Source organism: Methylobacter luteus IMV-B-3098, assembly GCF_000427625.1.
Lineage (GTDB): Bacteria > Pseudomonadota > Gammaproteobacteria > Methylococcales > Methylomonadaceae > Methylobacter > Methylobacter luteus.
This window is the reverse complement of sequence record NZ_KE386569.1, coordinates 3,259,077-3,276,108: the sequence shown is the minus strand read 5'-3', so window position 1 is coordinate 3,276,108 and position 17,032 is coordinate 3,259,077. Positions and strand designations below refer to the sequence as shown.

18 protein-coding genes are annotated in these 17,032 nt (G+C 50.6%); 6 read left to right on the top strand and 12 right to left on the bottom strand.

Annotation, left to right across the window (positions count from 1 at the left end; translation table 11 throughout):
* Positions 1–16: 16 nt before the first annotated feature.
* From METLU_RS0117300 to METLU_RS0117290, 3 genes are all read right to left on the bottom strand, one after another.
* Positions 17–676 (bottom strand): M48 family metallopeptidase, encoded by a 660-nt coding sequence (locus tag METLU_RS0117300; RefSeq protein WP_331271290.1) that lies wholly within the window; start codon positions 674–676, stop codon positions 17–19.
* A gap of 243 nt (positions 677–919) precedes the next feature.
* Complete coding sequence (locus METLU_RS26885) at positions 920–1,120, bottom strand: hypothetical protein (protein WP_027159318.1); 201 nt, start codon at positions 1,118–1,120, stop codon at positions 920–922.
* 239 nt (positions 1,121–1,359) lie between these two features.
* On the bottom strand, positions 1,360–1,755 hold the full coding sequence (locus tag METLU_RS0117290) for a group II truncated hemoglobin (protein ID WP_027159317.1): 396 nt from the start codon (positions 1,753–1,755) through the stop codon (positions 1,360–1,362).
* A 133-nt stretch (positions 1,756–1,888) separates the two neighbouring features.
* Here METLU_RS0117290 and METLU_RS0117285 point away from each other — a divergent pair, with 133 nt between their 5' ends.
* The 3 genes from METLU_RS0117285 (at position 1,889) to METLU_RS0117275 (ending at position 4,545) form a co-directional block, all read left to right on the top strand.
* Entirely contained in the window at positions 1,889–2,557 is a 669-nt protein-coding gene (locus tag METLU_RS0117285) for a Bax inhibitor-1/YccA family protein (RefSeq protein ID WP_027159316.1), read from the top strand.
* 76 nt (positions 2,558–2,633) lie between these two features.
* On the top strand, positions 2,634–3,161 hold the full coding sequence (locus METLU_RS0117280; protein WP_155920615.1) for a hypothetical protein: 528 nt from the start codon (positions 2,634–2,636) through the stop codon (positions 3,159–3,161).
* A 1,006-nt stretch (positions 3,162–4,167) separates the two neighbouring features.
* Positions 4,168–4,545, top strand: a complete 378-nt coding sequence (locus tag METLU_RS0117275; protein ID WP_231383637.1) for an Hpt domain-containing protein — start codon at positions 4,168–4,170, stop codon at positions 4,543–4,545.
* A gap of 47 nt (positions 4,546–4,592) precedes the next feature.
* On the opposite strand, the gene METLU_RS0117270 is transcribed toward METLU_RS0117275, so the two are convergent.
* The 6 genes from METLU_RS0117270 to adk all read right to left on the bottom strand — a co-directional run bounded on the left by METLU_RS0117270 (position 4,593) and on the right by adk (position 12,206).
* Positions 4,593–7,229, bottom strand: coding sequence for a FimV/HubP family polar landmark protein (locus METLU_RS0117270; protein ID WP_231383636.1), 2,637 nt, complete (start codon positions 7,227–7,229; stop codon positions 4,593–4,595).
* A gap of 68 nt (positions 7,230–7,297) precedes the next feature.
* Positions 7,298–8,320, bottom strand: a complete 1,023-nt coding sequence (locus METLU_RS0117265; RefSeq protein WP_027159312.1) for an aspartate-semialdehyde dehydrogenase — start codon at positions 8,318–8,320, stop codon at positions 7,298–7,300.
* Positions 8,321–9,406 (bottom strand): 3-isopropylmalate dehydrogenase, encoded by a 1,086-nt coding sequence (gene leuB / locus METLU_RS0117260; protein ID WP_027159311.1) that lies wholly within the window; start codon positions 9,404–9,406, stop codon positions 8,321–8,323.
* Between the two features lie 50 nt (positions 9,407–9,456).
* Positions 9,457–10,092, bottom strand: coding sequence for a 3-isopropylmalate dehydratase small subunit (gene leuD, locus METLU_RS0117255; RefSeq protein ID WP_027159310.1), 636 nt, complete (start codon positions 10,090–10,092; stop codon positions 9,457–9,459).
* A 1-nt stretch (position 10,093) separates the two neighbouring features.
* Positions 10,094–11,506 carry a 3-isopropylmalate dehydratase large subunit gene (gene leuC / locus METLU_RS0117250; RefSeq protein ID WP_027159309.1) on the bottom strand — a complete coding sequence of 471 codons (1,413 nt, stop codon included), beginning with the start codon at positions 11,504–11,506 and terminating at the stop codon, positions 10,094–10,096.
* A 61-nt stretch (positions 11,507–11,567) separates the two neighbouring features.
* Complete coding sequence (gene adk, locus METLU_RS0117245) at positions 11,568–12,206, bottom strand: adenylate kinase (RefSeq protein ID WP_027159308.1); 639 nt, start codon at positions 12,204–12,206, stop codon at positions 11,568–11,570.
* 158 nt (positions 12,207–12,364) lie between these two features.
* Here adk and METLU_RS0117240 point away from each other — a divergent pair, with 158 nt between their 5' ends.
* Together METLU_RS0117240 and METLU_RS0117235 are read left to right on the top strand one after the other, a co-directional pair.
* Positions 12,365–12,811, top strand: a complete 447-nt coding sequence (locus METLU_RS0117240) for a CBS domain-containing protein (protein WP_027159307.1) — start codon at positions 12,365–12,367, stop codon at positions 12,809–12,811.
* 5 nt (positions 12,812–12,816) lie between these two features.
* On the top strand, positions 12,817–13,377 hold the full coding sequence (locus METLU_RS0117235) for a DUF1415 domain-containing protein (RefSeq protein WP_027159306.1): 561 nt from the start codon (positions 12,817–12,819) through the stop codon (positions 13,375–13,377).
* A gap of 76 nt (positions 13,378–13,453) precedes the next feature.
* On the opposite strand, the gene METLU_RS0117230 is transcribed toward METLU_RS0117235, so the two are convergent.
* On the bottom strand, positions 13,454–14,233 hold the full coding sequence (locus METLU_RS0117230; protein WP_027159305.1) for a TPR end-of-group domain-containing protein: 780 nt from the start codon (positions 14,231–14,233) through the stop codon (positions 13,454–13,456).
* Between the two features lie 122 nt (positions 14,234–14,355).
* On the opposite strand from METLU_RS0117230, the gene METLU_RS0117225 reads away from it, so the two are divergent.
* Entirely contained in the window at positions 14,356–14,652 is a 297-nt protein-coding gene (locus tag METLU_RS0117225) for a DUF2288 domain-containing protein (RefSeq protein ID WP_027159304.1), read from the top strand.
* A gap of 3 nt (positions 14,653–14,655) precedes the next feature.
* Here the strand turns inward: METLU_RS0117225 and METLU_RS0117220 are convergent, their stop codons facing one another.
* Entirely contained in the window at positions 14,656–15,960 is a 1,305-nt protein-coding gene (locus METLU_RS0117220; protein WP_027159303.1) for a DEAD/DEAH box helicase, read from the bottom strand.
* 63 nt (positions 15,961–16,023) lie between these two features.
* Entirely contained in the window at positions 16,024–17,031 is a 1,008-nt protein-coding gene (gene moaA / locus METLU_RS0117215; protein ID WP_027159302.1) for a GTP 3',8-cyclase MoaA, read from the bottom strand.
* Position 17,032 lies beyond the last annotated feature (1 nt).

The following is a 17,032-nucleotide window of genomic DNA, read 5'->3' as shown; positions in this document are numbered from 1 at the left end:
TACTTTCATTTGGGCGCTACAAGCCCATCATCAGATGGCTACCATGCTTTTTCAGCCAATGCCTCTGTTGCTGATAGCTTGGCAAATGTTCGGCTACCAATGCCCAGAAATGTCGGGAGTGATTTTTAACCTGAATATGACACAGTTCGTGAACAACAACATATTCCAGCACTTCGGGCGGCGCCATGATTAATACCCAATTGATATTGATATCGTTATAAATGCCGCAACTGCCCCAGCGGCTCTTTTGAGTCTTGATTTTGATGGACCGCGGAAACAACTGCCTTTTATCGGCATGAATATTAACGAATTGTTCCACATGCAGTTTTGATGTCGTCTTCATCCAGCGTATCAAGGCTTTTCTGATGTCATCACCATGTTCTCTAGCAACCAATGCATCAGGGACATGGGCAACGAATGCATCTGAAAACTCTATTTTGACTCTTTTTAATGTTGAAGGCCTGACCGCCAATTGATACTGTTTCCCTTGAAAAGGGACATCGACGCCATGCTTATAATCAGACGGCATGCGGCGACCATACAGATGGCTTTTAGCTTCCATGTTTGCCAGGGTCTGCATAATCCACTGCTGCTTTTCCAGAACAAATTGTTCAATGCGCAGTGGAGAGGCTTTCACAGGCGCGACGACTTCAACCTTGCCGGGCGTTACAACGATGCGTACTCGGGTCGCGCGCTGGCTGTGACGAATGTGATAAGAAAAAGGTAGATTAAAAATAATAGTTCTCTAAATTACAGCAAGTTATTCTTTATCTAAGCCCGGTTCAAGAATCTGACCGCTCTGAACCGCTAACACGCTTACCAACGCACCGGATTTAGCCAGCGATAGCCAGGACTGTTAAAACTGTAGACAGGCAGTAAATCTGCTCTTTTTGTTGACGGTTTAATCATCGAAATCAAATTACCAAATACCGCTGAACACGACTATGGGCATGGCAAAATAGCTCAGCACCCTATGCGCCTGACTCGACTTATGCGCTTTTACATGGGTGATACACATTTTATCCTCATCAATACCGAACCCTTTCAGCATGAAGTATAGGGCGATAAAATAGTCTTCGCAATCACCAGCATCGATCGCCAGAAATTCGACCAGTGTCATCCATTAATCATCAACAATCAATGTATCATATCATCGACGAACGCCACATTCTGATTAAAAAATCATTGCCACATTGTAATTTTTCCTGAGCCGGCAAGTCTTTTGCCATCTATATCGGCTTTGCCACTGGCTGATACGCAGCGGTGCATCTTCACTACATTTGTTTTTATCAAACAAATAGTTATTCAGATAAGGCCATGGGCATAACCCCTTGTGCGAACTGCATTTATCAGTTAACTTTAATCATCCTGATTAATCATATGCGTGGCCAATTGCTGTAAAACCTGGCTTAAATTGTCTCTGAAATCAGCGTCCATGGGCATTTCGTTTAAAGCCTTATTCATACACAACATCCATTGATCCCTTTCAGAAGGGCCTATGGCAAAAGGAAAATGCCGCTGCCGCAAACGCGGATGCCCATACTGCTGAATAAACAAATCGGGACCGCCCAGCCACCCCGATAGAAACTTGAACAACTTATCGCGGGCTCCTGACAGACTCTTTGCATGCATAGCCCTAATACCTGCTGCTTCCGGCAAAGTATCCATGAAAAAATAAAAACGATCGACTAAACTTAATAGTGCTTTTTCACCACCGATAAGCTCATAGGGAGTTTTCTGTATAATTTCTGTCATCATTTAACTCTAAAATTACTACGCTTATAACTTGTTATCTTAACTCAATTTTTGTTACCAATATCGCGAAACTCTTGTAAGATTTAAAGGTCTTTCTGTTTCGTTAACCCTTTGTTTGAGGAATCTGAATAAAATGAGATTAAATACCGCTGTTTCTCGTCCGGAAGCCAGTATTCTGGCGACCAATAAAATGCTGAAAAACACCTATCTTCTACTGTCGATGACATTGCTTTTCAGTGCACTGACTGCCGGTGTGTCCATGTTTATGAATTTGCCGCACCCCGGCATGATCATCACTTTAGTGGGCTATTTCGGCCTGTTGTTCCTGACTGAAAAATTCAGAAACAGCGGTCTGGGTCTGGTTTTTGTCTTTGCATTAACCGGCTTCATGGGCTTAACGCTGGGCCCTATTTTGAACATGTACCTTCATGCTTTCAGCAACGGCCATGAATTGATCATGACCGCATTAGGCGGTACCGGCGTTATCTTTCTCGGTCTTTCGGGTTATGCATTGACCACGCGCAAGGATTTCAGCTTCCTGGGTGGATTCCTGATGGTCGGCATACTCGTAGCGTTTCTGGCCGGTATCGGCGCAGCGCTCTTCTCCATGCCTGGCCTATCTCTTGCCGTATCGGCGATGTTTATCCTGCTGATGTCCGGCATGATCCTGTTTCAAACCAGCGCCATCATACACGGCGGCGAAACCAACTATATTTCGGCCACCGTATCGCTGTACGTTTCTATTTACAATCTGTTCCTGAGCTTGTTGCAATTGCTGGGTGTCTTCAGTGGCGACGACTAAACAGTTTTTTTCCATTTTTATCCCATGCACTGTGAAAAGTCCGGCTTGTCTAGCCGGACTTTTTGTTTTGTTATTTATGCTTACAGGATGCCAGACCGCAAAAACGCCCGATGAGGTAACGGCAGCATTCTGGGAAGCATTAATAGAAGACAAGCTTGAAATAGCCAAAGCCTATGCCACGCCGGCAAGCCGTGACCTAGTCAAAAAAGAGCCGAATCTCGAGAACGCATCAGTGGAAACCGGCCAAATTGTCATCAATGACCCTGCTGCATCGGTAGAAACCATCATCACACTGACAACTAACGAAGAAGCCGGAAAAACCTTATCCTTTAACACTGTCTTGGCAAAAGAGCACGATCACTGGCTTGTTGACTACCGGCAAACTTTGCTTAATATTTCGAGTCAGCCGCTCAACGGTATTATCAGAAGCCTGAAGTCTCTTGGCGATATCTTCAATAAACAACTGGAACAACAGCTTCCATTAATTGAAAAGCAAATTGAGTCCTTCGGCCAGGAACTGAAAAAGCAACTGGATGAATTCGGGCGCCAATTGGAAAAATCCAGTCCTCCAGACAAACAATCGCCCTATCCCGGTACGATTTAGTCTCGATACCTATTACATCAGAGCCATGCAGGCATATCAGTAAAACTGCCTCATCATGGCTCAAGCCGCGGTCTCTGATTAATTCATTCACACTGGCGCCACAGCGCACCTTATGGCAAGACTCCGCTATAAGAACACCCGTCTGACCGCTTTGCTGAGGATCAGCAGTTGATCCAATACATCGATTAACTGCATATCATTTGGTCAATATATGGCTATCTACGCTCAACGCGGCAGCGCATAATCCGGCAATATCGTGGATATTGCCGTGCACGGTATTCACCAGGATATTATACTCGCGCTCAAGCTTCAGATGCCCCCTCCGCCAGCCAAGTTAACGCAATAACAAGGAGGGTCGACCGTAGTCAGACTATTGCATGATGAGTCAGATAAAAAAGACCTCCTTGTTCTGGCTCTTCCCTGCCATCTTCTTTAGTACAGTATCGGCTCATGCTTTTTCAGGCTGTAATGGATTCTTTGCCTTCAGCCAGAAATAACATCGAAAACTGCCTGCTCATTTTTCAACCTTCAGCTAAAATTCCTTTCATGAAAAAGATAGTAGCTGCTTCGCTCTCAGCATGTTAATAAAATAAACGCAGCAGCAATAATGAATATCGGTGTTTTGAATGATTCCCTTGCCCGCTGTTTTTGTTCAATTTGAGCCCGTTAAAACATTTGCTTTTTTACATCAACAAGCAATTTACAGCCTATGACAGAACAAAATCGATAGAAACAAAACATAACCTATGCTTAATTACTCGCTGGCAACTACTGGCGATAACGCTGACAAATAATCCTGTAAAGAGATATTTGAGCATCGAAAAATCCGTATTAAAAAAATATGATAGAAAAGTTAAAAACGTGATTGCTTAATTTAAAAACAGGCTGAAATAGTGATCAGCGCTCATTCAAAGACAATCATAGCTATAAGAAATCGGGAATTTAAGAGATGCTTAGCGTCAGAAAACCGCCGCCTTATTTTTAATCTAATCCGTCCAAATCCATTATGACTTTACCGACAAAGCACGCCACTAATTACATTGAGATCCTGCTAGACAAGACGCGCGGCAATCGCCCGCTTACTTTAACCATTTTTAAGAAGCTTTTTGAAGAGCTTCCTGAGCAAATTGATACTATCAAGGATGCACTGGAAAGCCGGCAATACACACTTGCCCAGCAAATCACCCATAAATTGCATGGATCGGTAAGCTTTTGCGGCCTGACCGATATACAGAAACCGGCATGCGCCTTGGAGAGCAGCTTATTGAATCATGACTACAAGGCAGCTAATCAGCACTTTCTGATATTGCAACAATGTATTCTGAACTTTACCCGCTACCAAACCGCTATACTCGCCGATCTTGCTGATAATTCAGGACAATAAAAAAGCCCTTCGCGGGCTTTTTTATTGTGAAAGAGTTGGATAGTTGGTTACTTCAGTTCATCAAGTAATTCCAAGGCCACTTTCCTCTGCTCCGATGAGCCTTTTTCGTATACTTCATCGGCAATATCCTTGGCTGCCTCGGCATCGCCCATATCAATATAAGCTTTTGCCAGATCCAACTTCGTTTCCCATTCATCCATATCCATCAGATCAGAGACACCAGCGTCGGCCTCCCGCTCTTCTGAGGAGGGTATGTCCAGATCGAAATTAAACTCAAATTCATCACTAAAGGCCTCTTTGTCCGAACCTGATAAATTACTGGCAGAAAGGTCAAAATCTTCAAAATTTCCCGTCGCATCGTCCAAAGCGCTTAGATCAAATTCAAGACTGTCATTATTCTTCTGATCGTCTTCAACTTCAAAAGCGATCATGTCAAAATCAGACCTGGAATCCTTGAGGTCTTCCGTTTTCTGATCCGACGATGTTTCAAAAGCGGTCAAATCAAAATCCAGTACAGCATCCTTGGGTTCTTCCGCTTTCTGATCCGACGATGTTTCGTAAGCGACCAAATCAAAATCCAGTACAGCATCCTTGGGCTCGGCCATTTCCTGATCAGAGGAGGCTTCAAAAGCCGCTATATCAAAGTTCGATACGTTTTCTTCCGGCTCGGCAGCTTCCTGGGCTGATGCTGACTCAAACGCAAACGTGTCAAAATCCATCGCACCAGCATTGTCCGCTTCCACGACAGTATTGTCATCATGTGTTAAATCGACATGACTATTTTTTTCAACGGCTGTGCTTTCATTTGAAGCAGATTCGGAAGAAAATAGCGCGGAATCAGGACAGATTTCACTACCCATCTCAACAACTTTTGCCCAGAAATCAGGCTCGTCTTTTTTGCCTGCCGCGGCTAATTCACCGGCATAAGTCTCAAAAGCCTGTTTGTTTTCATTAGCGTAGAAAATTTCCAGCAATTTCAGCATGCATTCATCACGGTCCGGCTGATCTTTAATAGCATGCCGCATGAGCTCTTCCGCTTGTTGGTATCTGCCATAGGCCAGATAAACATCGGCTTCGGAAATCGGATCAATTTCACTCTGATCTGTGTCGAATGCTCCAAAATCGCTAGGGGTAAATTCACTTAAGAAAGAACTTTCGCCGACTGTGCCGACATTATAGGACGTGCTTTCGTCAACAACCGGCACAGCGAGATTTTCAACAGCCTCCGTTCTGTTCCTCCAACTGGACGACGCGAACATACTCTCCGCATTCAATTCCTCATCAGCCTTGCGTTTGCGCCACCATAGCCAGCCCAGCAAGGATAAAATGCCAGCACCCGCGCCACCGACACCCAGGTAATATAAATCATCGGACTCAGATTCCGTTTGAGCAACTGGATTAGGCTTAGGCGATGCTTTGGCCGTCTCAGCGGCCGCTGGTGGCTGCGCGGGCTGTTGCTGTGCAATCGGGCTGGCTGGCTGATTCTGCAAGGAGGCCAGCTGCTCATCTTTTAGAGCCAGCAGTCTTTCCATTGTAGCCAGCTTATTTTCAAGCTCCGCCAATCTTTGTTGCGTCGCCGCATCCGCAGCTCCCGCATCATCCGTACCTGCAGGAGCAGCCGCTGCTTCAACCTTTGTCTGCTGTGCATCGGTTGATGGCTTATCAGCTGTGGGTTGATCGCTCTTTGCAGCTATTGCCACATTTTCAGTCACTGTTGCCTCGGTCGGCGCAACCAGTTTTAAGTGATTATCGCCAGCGGTTTCCTTAGCAACTTCTGCCGCGACAGGAGCTGGCTTCTCAACAGAAGCAGCCTTCTCCACAGGTGCAGGTTTTTCAACAGGTGCAGGCTTCTCAACAGAAGCGACCTTCTCGACAGGAGCTGGCGCATCGGCGCGATTTTTCCAGGCCTCTTTTTGCTGATTGAATTCAGCCAATGCCTCTTTTTTGGATAATTTCAGAATGGCCTCTTTTTCCGGAATTTTCAGCTTCTTTCCGGCGATCAGAGCATTTACATTCTGTTTATAGAATGCATCAGGATTTTGTTGATACATTGCCATCATCATCTGTTCCATAGACACACCGCGATGACTGTTCACGCGCTTGGCCACATTCCAGAGCGAGTCATTTCTATTGACAATGACATACCCTCTCTCAACGCCCGCAGCACGCCGGGGACTTGCCTGCGGCCTCGGCGCCTGTTGACGTTGAGGGGTAAAATCCTGCTCCTGCTCCGGCTCGTAAGGCTCGTAGCTTTCGACGCGGGTAGAAACAGGGATCGTGGCTTGGCTATATGCGGCAGGAGGATCCACCAGAACGGTAAATTCCCGGTATAGATTGCCTTTAGGCCAGCTTACTTCGAGCAGCAGATCCAGAACGGGTTCTTTTAATGCTTCTCTTGAACTGAGCTTGATAACAACCGAACCGTTAGGGCCAACAGTCGGTTCAAACTTGATTTTCGACAGGAAATACGACCACGGCACGCCCGCTTCGTCAAATTTGTCAGGTGGCGCCAAATTTACTTTGATATCAGCAGCATTTTCGCCTGCCGAAACAACCAAGGGAATCTCAGCATTCAGATTCTGATTAAGGGCTGAGTGCAATTTAATATCGCCAATCCCCAACGGATGAGCACTAGCTGGTGCCAGTAACGATACAACCGCTAAAGTTCTAGTTAAATTGCGCACATTGCCTCCTCCACAAATATTTACCACAGTCTCTTACCGTGAACAGTCAAATTACAGATAAGCTTAGTCTAGATGTAATTTTTTACCAGCACTTCGGCTATTTGTACGCTATTTAATGCGGCACCTTTGCGGACATTGTCGCCAACGACCCATAAATCGATTCCTTGAGGGTGTGAGATGTCTTCTCTGATGCGCCCGACGAAGACATCATCGTGGCCAGATGATTCGGTCACGGCCGTCGGATAGCCGCCATCCTTGCGCTCATCGATCACTTTGACGCCTGGCGCTTTTTCAAGCAGCGCCCTGACTGTCGCGATATCGATTTTCTTGTGCGTTTCAATATGCACGGCCTCGGAATGACCGTAGAAAACCGGTACCCGTACCGCCGTGGCGTTAACTTTGACACTGTCATCACCGAGGATCTTGCGCGTTTCCCACACCATTTTCATCTCTTCCTTGGTGTAGCCATTGTCCTGGAAGACATCGATTTGCGGCAATACATTGAAAGCGATCTGTTTCGGATAAACGCTGGATTCAGCAGGCTTGCCATTCAACAGTTGCGCTGTCTGCCTGGCCAGTTCCTCGATAGCGTCCTTGCCGGTACCGGAAACGGCCTGGTAAGTGCAGACGTTGATCCGGTCGATGCCGGCTGCATCATAAATCGGCTTCAACGCCACCAGCATCTGGATCGTCGAGCAGTTCGGGTTCGCGATGATGCCGCGGTTCTTGTACTCGGCGATTTTTTCAGGGTTGACTTCGGGCACGACCAGCGGAATATCGTCGTCGTAACGGAACTGCGATGTGTTATCGATCACGATACAGCCGGCAGCCGCCGCTTTCGGCGCATATTCGGCCGATACCGAGGCGCCAGGCGAAAACAGGCCGATCTGCGCCTTGGAGAAATCAAACTCGGCCAGATCCTGCACTTTCAAAGTGCCGCCTTTGAATGGAATGCGCTTGCCGACTGAATTGCTGCTTGCCAAGGCATATACCTCGCCGACCGGAAAATTGCGTTCTTCCAGAATGGACAGCATCGCCTCACCGACCGCACCGGTCGCGCCGACGACTGCCACGTTATAAAGCTTGCTCATTTATACCCCCGCTCTTAAAGCTGAAACCACGGCATCGCCCATCTGCGCCGTGCTGACTTTGTTCATACCGTCGGAATAGATATCGGCGGTACGAACCCTGGCATCCAGCGCCGCATTGACCGCTTTTTCGATGCGGTCGGCCGCTTCGGCCTGATTGAAGGTGTAACGCAACATCATGCCTGCCGACAAAATGGTCGCCAGCGGATTGGCGATGCCTTTGCCGGCGATATCAGGCGCCGACCCGTGAATCGGCTCGTACATGCCTTTGCCGTTGGCATCGAGCGAAGCGGATGGCAGCATGCCAATTGAACCAGTCAGCATGGATGCCGCATCGGACAGGATATCGCCGAACATGTTGGTCGTCACAAGCACGTCGAACTGCTTGGGCGCGCGCACCAGTTGCATGGCCGCGTTATCGACATACATATGGCTGAGCTCGACATCCGGGTATTGCTTGCCGACCTCGATCACGACTTCGCGCCATAACTCGGTGCACTCGAGCACGTTGGCCTTATCGACCGAGCACAGACGACGGTTGCGTTTTTGCGCGATACGGAACGCGGAATGGGCAATACGACGGATTTCGGACTCGCTATAGACCAGCGTGTTAAAACCCTGCCGTTCGCCGTTTTCAAGGATTCTGATGCCGCGCGGCTGGCCGAAATAAATGCCGCCGGTCAGCTCGCGCACAATCATGATATCGAGACCCGCCACAACTTCCGGCTTCAAGGTGGAGGCATCGGCCAGCTGCGGATACAGAATGGCCGGACGCAGGTTCGAGAACAGTTCCAGTTCCGAACGCAATCCGAGCAGGCCTTTCTCGGGGCGCACCGAAATATCCAGCGACTCCCATTTCGGGCCGCCGACCGCGCCGAGCAGCACGGCATCAGCCTGTTTGGCCAGACCGAGCGTCTGTTGCGGGAACGGCGTGCCATGCACATCATAAGCGGCGCCGCCGATCAGACCATTTTCAAAAACCAGACCCAGATTCATCTCGGCGTTCAGGCACTCCAGCACTTTAATCGCTTCCGCGACAATCTCAGGACCGATGCCGTCACCGGGCAACACTGCAATTTTCTTTGTCATTAACTTTAAAACCTTCTTTTTAGATTATGAATACGTTTAAATTGCCGGCATTATTCGGCAAACAGCCAGGGCGCCCTTTTCGCACGCACCGCTTCGTAGGCTTTAATCTCATCAGCATGCTGTAACGTTAAGCCGATGTCATCGAGGCCGTTCAACAAGCGGTATTTGCGGTTTTCATCGACGTCAAACCCGATTTCCCGGCCGGATGGCGTGGTGATTTTTTGCGCGGCCAGATCAATGGTCAATTGATAGCCTTCCGTCAATTCCTTAAACAGACTGTCGACCACGTCGGCCGGCAAGGCAATCGGCAGCAAGCCGTTCTTGAAGCAGTTGTTATAGAAGATATCGGCGAAGCTGGGCGCGATGATGGCTCTGAAACCGAAATCCTCCAGCGCCCAGGGCGCATGCTCGCGCGAGGAGCCGCAGCCGAAATTCTCGCGCGTCAGCAAAATCTCGGCACCCTGGTATTCGGGTTTGTTCAGGATGAAATCCTTGTTAAGCGGACGATGCGAGCAGTCCATGTCCGGCTCGCCGTGATCCAGATAGCGCCATTCATCGAACAGATACGGGCCGAAGCCGGCGCGGCGTATTGATTTCAGGAATTGTTTCGGAATAATCGCATCAGTATCGACATTGGCACGATCCAGCGGCGCGACTAAAGCCGTGATTTTAGTAAAGGCTTTCATATTACTGACCCTCCCAGGTGCTGACATCGACAAAATGGCCGGCAATCGCTGCCGCGGCGGCCATCGCGGGGCTGACCAGATGCGTGCGGCCGCCATAGCCCTGCCTGCCTTCAAAATTGCGGTTCGAAGTCGACGCGCAACGCTCGCCCGGTTCCAACCGGTCGGCATTCATGGCCAGGCACATGGAACAGCCCGGATCGCGCCATTCGAAGCCGGCCTCGATAAAGATTTTGTCCAGACCCTCCGATTCCGCCTGACTTTTTATCAGGCCGGAACCCGGCACCACCAACGCCTGCTTGATGTTGCCCGCGACTTTTCTGCCTTTGGCGATGGCCGCGGCGGCGCGCAGGTCTTCAATGCGCGAGTTGGTGCAGGAGCCGATAAAGACCTTGTCGAGCCTGATATCGGTAATTGCCTGGCCGGCCTTCAGGTCCATGTATTCGAGCGCGCGGGTCATGCTCTGCTGCTTGACCGGATCGGTTTCCAGCGCCGGATCGGGAATGTTTTCGTCGACGGCGACGACCAGTTCCGGCGAAGTGCCCCAGGTCACTTGCGGCTTGATAGTAGTTGCATCGATGTCGACCACTTTGTCGAACACGGCATCGGTATCGGAATGCAGTCGCTGCCACATGCGCTGGGCCATGAACCAATCCGAGCCTTTGGGCGAATAAGGCCGCCCGCGGTAGTAATCGATCGTGACATCATCGACGGCAATCAGACCGGCGCGGGCGCCGGCTTCTATCGCCATATTGCAGACCGTCATGCGGCCTTCCATCGACAGCGCCCGTATGGCACTGCCTGCGAATTCGATCGTATAACCGGTGCCGCCGGCCGTGCCGATCTTGCCGATAATCGCCAGTACGATATCTTTGGCCGTCACGCCGAGGCCGGTTTGACCATTCACGTTGATCAGCATGTTTTTGGCTTTTTTCTGCATCAGGCATTGCGTGGCCAACACATGCTCGACCTCGGATGTGCCGATGCCGAAAGCCAGCGCGCCGGAGGCGCCATGCGTAGAGGTGTGCGAATCGCCGCAAACGACCGTCATGCCGGGCAAAGTCGCGCCCTGCTCGGGACCGACCACATGCACGATACCCTGACGTACATCAGCCATATCAAATTCGGTGATGCCGAACTCGGCGCAGTTTTGATCCAGTGTTTCCACTTGCAGACGCGAAACCGGATCGGCGATGCCTTGATCGCGGTCGGTCGTCGGCACGTTATGGTCGGCCACGGCGAGATTGCGGGATTGCCGCCAAGGCTTTCTGCCTGCCAACCGCAAACCTTCAAAAGCCTGAGGCGAGGTGACCTCATGCACTAAATGGCGATCGATATAGATCAGCGAAGAACCGTCATCTTCGGTATAAACGACGTGGTCTTCCCATAATTTGTCATATAAAGTTTTACCTGACATAGCTCTCTGGTAGGGTTAAGCCGCCCCGGGCGGCTACATTAATGTGAATTGTCCTGATTGTTCAGCCTAAAATCTCGAAAACCTGGGCCGTGATGTCCTCGACCGATCCGACGCCGCTGATCGATGCGAATTTAACGGGGCGTCCTTCGGCGGAATAATAACCGACCAGCGGTTTGGTTTGTTCGTGATAGACGCTGAGGCGCTTGCGCACGGTTTCTTCTTTGTCATCGTCGCGCTGGATCAAGGCTTCGCCGGTAACATCATCGACGTTATCGGCTTTGGGCGGATTGAATTCGATATGATAGGTGCGGCCTGAAGCCAAGTGCACGCGTCGGCCGGCCATGCGTTTGACGATTTCCTCATCAGCGACGACGATTTCGATGACGGTATCGATCGTCACGCCCATCGCTTCCAATCCTTCGGCCTGGGCAATCGTGCGCGGAAAGCCGTCCAGCAAAAAGCCATTGACGCAGTCGGGTTGGGCTATGCGCTCCTTGATCAGTCCTAGGATGATGTCGTCGGACACCAGGCCGCCGGCATCCATGACTTTTTTAGCTTCCACACCCAGCGGCGTGCCCATCCGTACCGCCGCCCTGAGCATATCGCCGGTGGAAATCTGCGGAATGCCGTATTTTTCAGTGATAAACTGAGCTTGAGTGCCCTTACCTGAACCGGGGCTCCCTAAAAGGATGATGCGCATAAAATACTCCAAGTGTGCCGCCATGAAACCTGTCACTGGTTTTGTGGCCAAATAATATTAGAACCGCCTATTTTATAACACAACCTACTAAATCTCTTGTAAAAATGCGGCTGAATCCCTATTCTTGGCCGTAATCCTTAACTTCAGGGAGAAATTCGATGCGTGTTGAAGAATTGATGACCTCAAAAGTATTTACCGTCGAACAACAGGACCTGATTGACCGGGCTTTTTTCTTGATTCACTACGAAAAAATTCGCCACTTGCCGGTCGTTAAAAAAGGCAAAGTGATCGGCATCGTCTCCGACCGGGACCTGTACAAGGCACTCGGCCCCAAAAACAACTCCAACGCCATTGAAGCAGGGGCCACCGAGTTGCATGTGATTCCGAAGAAAATACAAAACATCATGCGCCGCGGCGTACTGACCGTTAACCCGGACACCTATGCTTCGGAAGCCGCCGCTATAATGGCCGATAACAAAGTTGGCGCGCTGCCTGTCGTCAATAAGGACAATAAACTGGTAGGCATACTGTCCGCTACCGACGTTCTGCGGTTTTTCTCAAAAATCGAGAAAAACCGCGAAAAAACCATGAGCGGCAATGAATAATGTCCATGCAGCAACTTACCGATCAACAAATCATCAGCGCCACACAAGCCTGGATAGACTCGTTCATCATCGGCTACAACATTTGCCCTTTCGCAAAACGCGAACGGGACCGCGGCAGCATTTATTACACCGTCAACCGCACTGCGGATATTGAGTATTTTTTGGAGCATCTGATACAGGAATGCGAACGGCTGGATAGCGATGACGGCATTGAAACCACACTGCTGATTTACCCGGATGCTTTTACAGCTTTCGCTGATTACCTGGATTACCTGGATATCGCCGAGCGTCTGTTGATCGAGCAGGGCTATGAAGGCATTTATCAACTGGCGAGCTTCCATCCCGGCTACTGTTTTGAAGGCGCGGCGTCGGATGACCCAGCCAATTATACAAACCGCTCGCCGTATCCGCTGCTCCACCTGATACGGGAAGAGAGCATTGAGCGGGCCGTGGCCGCCTACCCGCATCCTGAAAATATCCCCGAGCGCAATATTGAACTGACGCGACGTTTAGGCCTGGCCAAAATGCAGGCCTTATTGTCAGCTTGTTATCAGACGGATCAGTAGCACAAGCAGCAGGCCAATAAAAGGCTGCGCATAAGGTGTAAGCGATACCTTACACCTTATGCCGGATCTGGAACGATTATTTGGCTTCTTCGCCAGTAGAAGGAGATTCTTCCTTGCTTGCTTCCTCTTCGGCAGGCGTCTCTTCCTTGGCAGGAGGCTCATGGCCCTCCATGCGAACCTCTTCTTCAACCGGAGGCTCTTCGCTAGCTTTAGTTTCAGGCGTAGCGGGTTCTTCAGGCACGGCTTCTTTTTTCGCCTTCACCGCTTCCATAAACTCAACAAACCAGCCCTGCCCTCTGACTGCCGCCATGTCCGGATCATTCGTAACATCCTCGGCATTAGGCAAACTGCCCCTGTCCCTGGAATCCTCCAGCGCGCTCAGGCAAGCGGTTTCATCGCCGCGCAAGGCATAAATGCAGGCCAGATTATAGGCAGCCGACCCAGCCTGAATGGCATTGGCTTTTTCAAACTGCTCCTCGGCCATGTCATACAAGTGATCCTCGGGCTTGACGCCTTTAACCCGGGCCAGATCCATATAAGCCACGCCACCGTCTATGGCCGCGCCCAGATAATGGGGCTCAAGCGTCAGGCAAAAAGCGAATTTCGAGATGGCTTCCTGATAAAGAGCCACAGCTTCTTCGCCGGACTTCAGTTTCGCATGGTGCAATAAAGCAAATCCCCAGTTATACAAGGCCTCGGCAAGCATGGGATGATCGCTTACGACTTCGGCATAACCTTGATAGACTCTTTTAAACAATTGATCAGCCTTACCGGCTTCGCTTTTACGCGCCTCAGCTGTTTGTTTAATGGCTGAATTCAGTTTAGCTCTTTTTGCAAACGCCCCGAATAACGACATGCGCCTATCTCCTCATCTTGTGGGTTATAATTATGTTGTTGATACAGCAACCTCGCATTCTAATGCTCCGATTCAATGTGTCAATAAACACATGACCGAAAGACAACCAAGAGAACGCTTTAATGAATCACGCTGAAATCGATCTGACCCGGGAGAAAGTCAACCTGGAAACCTCGCAAATAGCCTGGAAAGAGCTGCAACGCTTCTTCGCCAACGGTACGGCCGTCTATGTGGCGCCTGACCTGGATCTGGTTGAAGTCGCCTATCAGTTTTCGATCGACAACAAGCCCCAGGTCGAGCAATGGATGCAAAACGGCCAACTGGGCCTGGTATCGGATCAGCAGGCCATCAGCTGGCTTGAAGCGGACGCCCAGGTCTGGGCCGTAGTGGTCAAGCCCTGGATACTGGTACAGGGCTAGCGCTTATCGTGCGCCTCGGGTCCTGCCTCTTGAGCCTGTTTTGACTTCTTTGCCTGCGCTGCTGCCGGGTTTAGCCCGGCGCCTGTCGGTGCTTTTCTTATGCCGATAATCCTTTTTGCCGGTATTTGTATTCGGCGCGCTCTTTTTAGGCATATCCACGACCTTTAGCGACACAGGCTCATAACCGGTGTCGGCAACGCGCGGGATCTGGCGTTTCAGGAATTTTTCTATTTCCGCCAGCAGATAGGCTTCTTCGGGGCAGACCAGCGATAGCGCCTCGCCGCTTGAACCGGCACGACCTGTGCGGCCGATGCGGTGCACGTAATCCTCGGCCACCTGCGGCAAATCGTAATTAACCACATGCGGCAACTGGTCGATATCCAGGCCTCGTGCGGCAATGTCGGTCGCGACCAGCACAGCGATTTTGCCGGTTTTAAAATACTCCAGCACCTTGTTGCGTGCGCCTTGCGTCTTATCGCCATGCAAGGCGCCGGCCCGAATGCCGTCCTGCTGCAGCTGTTTTTCCAGCCGGTCCGCGCCATGCTTGGTCCGCACAAAAACCAGAACCTGCTTCCAGTTGCCGCTGCCGATCAGATAAGACAGCAATTCTCGCTTGTACTCGCGATTGATGCCGTAAACTCGCTCAGTTATGGTGTCCGCCGTCGCATTCTGCCTCGCGACTTCAACTTCGACAGGATCACGCAGCACGGACGTAGCCAGCGCCCTGATTTCGCTCGAATACGTGGCCGAAAACAGGAGATTCTGACGCTCTGCGGGCATCCACGAAATGATCTTGCGGATATCGGGCATGAACCCCATATCGAGCATGCGATCGGCCTCGTCGAGCACCAGTATCTCCACTTTGGACAGGTCGACGTTTTTCTGCAGTACATGATCGATCAGGCGGCCCGGCGTAGCGATGATGATATCGCAACCCTTGCGCAAATTGCGTATCTGCGCATTGATATTGACGCCGCCGTATATCGCTTCGGCATAAAGCGGCAAATATTTGCCGTAGGTTTTGACGCTCTCATGGACCTGAACGGCCAGTTCGCGCGTCGGCGCCAGAATCAGCGCTCGCACGGGACGCGGTTTTTGCGGCCGCGTCGAATTGGCTGCCAAGCGCTGTAGCAAAGGCAGGGTAAAACCGGCCGTTTTTCCGGTGCCGGTCTGAGCGCCGGCCAGCACATCGCGGCCTTCCAGAATCAGGGGAATGGCCTGCTGCTGAACAGGGGTAGGCGTGGTATAGCCTTGATCGGCAACAGCTTTAAGGAGTTCCTCGGTTAAACCGAGCTGTTCAAAAGACATGGAAAAACCTCTGACAAGAGAAATCGTTTAGAAAAGAAAAGGAAGATGCGTAACGGGGGACCGTTATCCGCCCGTTACGCTCATGTGCCGCAAGATGATCGGCTGCTCGTGAATATTGAATTCGTGCTTTTCTGGCTTGATCGACATCGCATCGATAATAGCCTGTTTCAGAACTTTGCTATCGCCGGGATGCGCCCGGAGGACTTTTTTCAAATCGACCGAATGCTCATTGCCAAGACACAGCAGCAAGCGGCCTTCCACAGTCAAACGCACGCGGTTGCAAGTGCTGCAAAAGTTCTCACTGTGCGGCGAAATGAAACCGACACGGGTTCGGCTGCCGGCCACCTTGAAATAACGTGAGGGACCGCCGGTTTTCTCGGTCGAGGCGATCAATGAAAACTCGCGCGCCAGATCGGTCTTGATCAGATCGCTGGCATAATAGGCTTCCGAGCGGTCATGCTGACTGATGACGCCCAGCGGCATTTCCTCGATAAAGCTGATGTCGATGTCGTTATCGACGGCAAACCGCACCAGATCGCAGACTTCCAGATGATTCCGGTTTTTCAGGATGACCGCATTGATCTTCAGTCGCTCAAACCCTGCCGCCTTGGCGGCCTGAATGCCTTTCAGAACTTGCTGAAGATCACCGGTCCGCGTTATGGCCTTGAACTTGTCGGCATTGAGCGTATCGAGGCTGATATTGATGCGCTTTACGCCGGCCTTCTTCAACGGGGCCGCCATCGACGCCAAATGAGAACCGTTAGTCGTGATGACCAGCTCATCCAGGCTTTCAATTTTACCGATATCCTCCAGTAAGCCCAGCACGCCGTTTCTGACCAGCGGCTCGCCGCCCGTCACGCGGATTTTCCTGACGCCCAGTTCGGCAAACGCCTTGGCCAGGGTATAAATCTCTTCCAGCGTCAGAATCTGCGCGCGCGGCAAAAACGTCATGTCTTCCGCCATGCAATAGACGCAGCGGAAATCACAGCGGTCGGTAATGGAAATTCTCAGGTAATCGACTTTTCTGCCGAAGCGATCGATCAATTGAGTGGAATCAGACGATTGACTCATA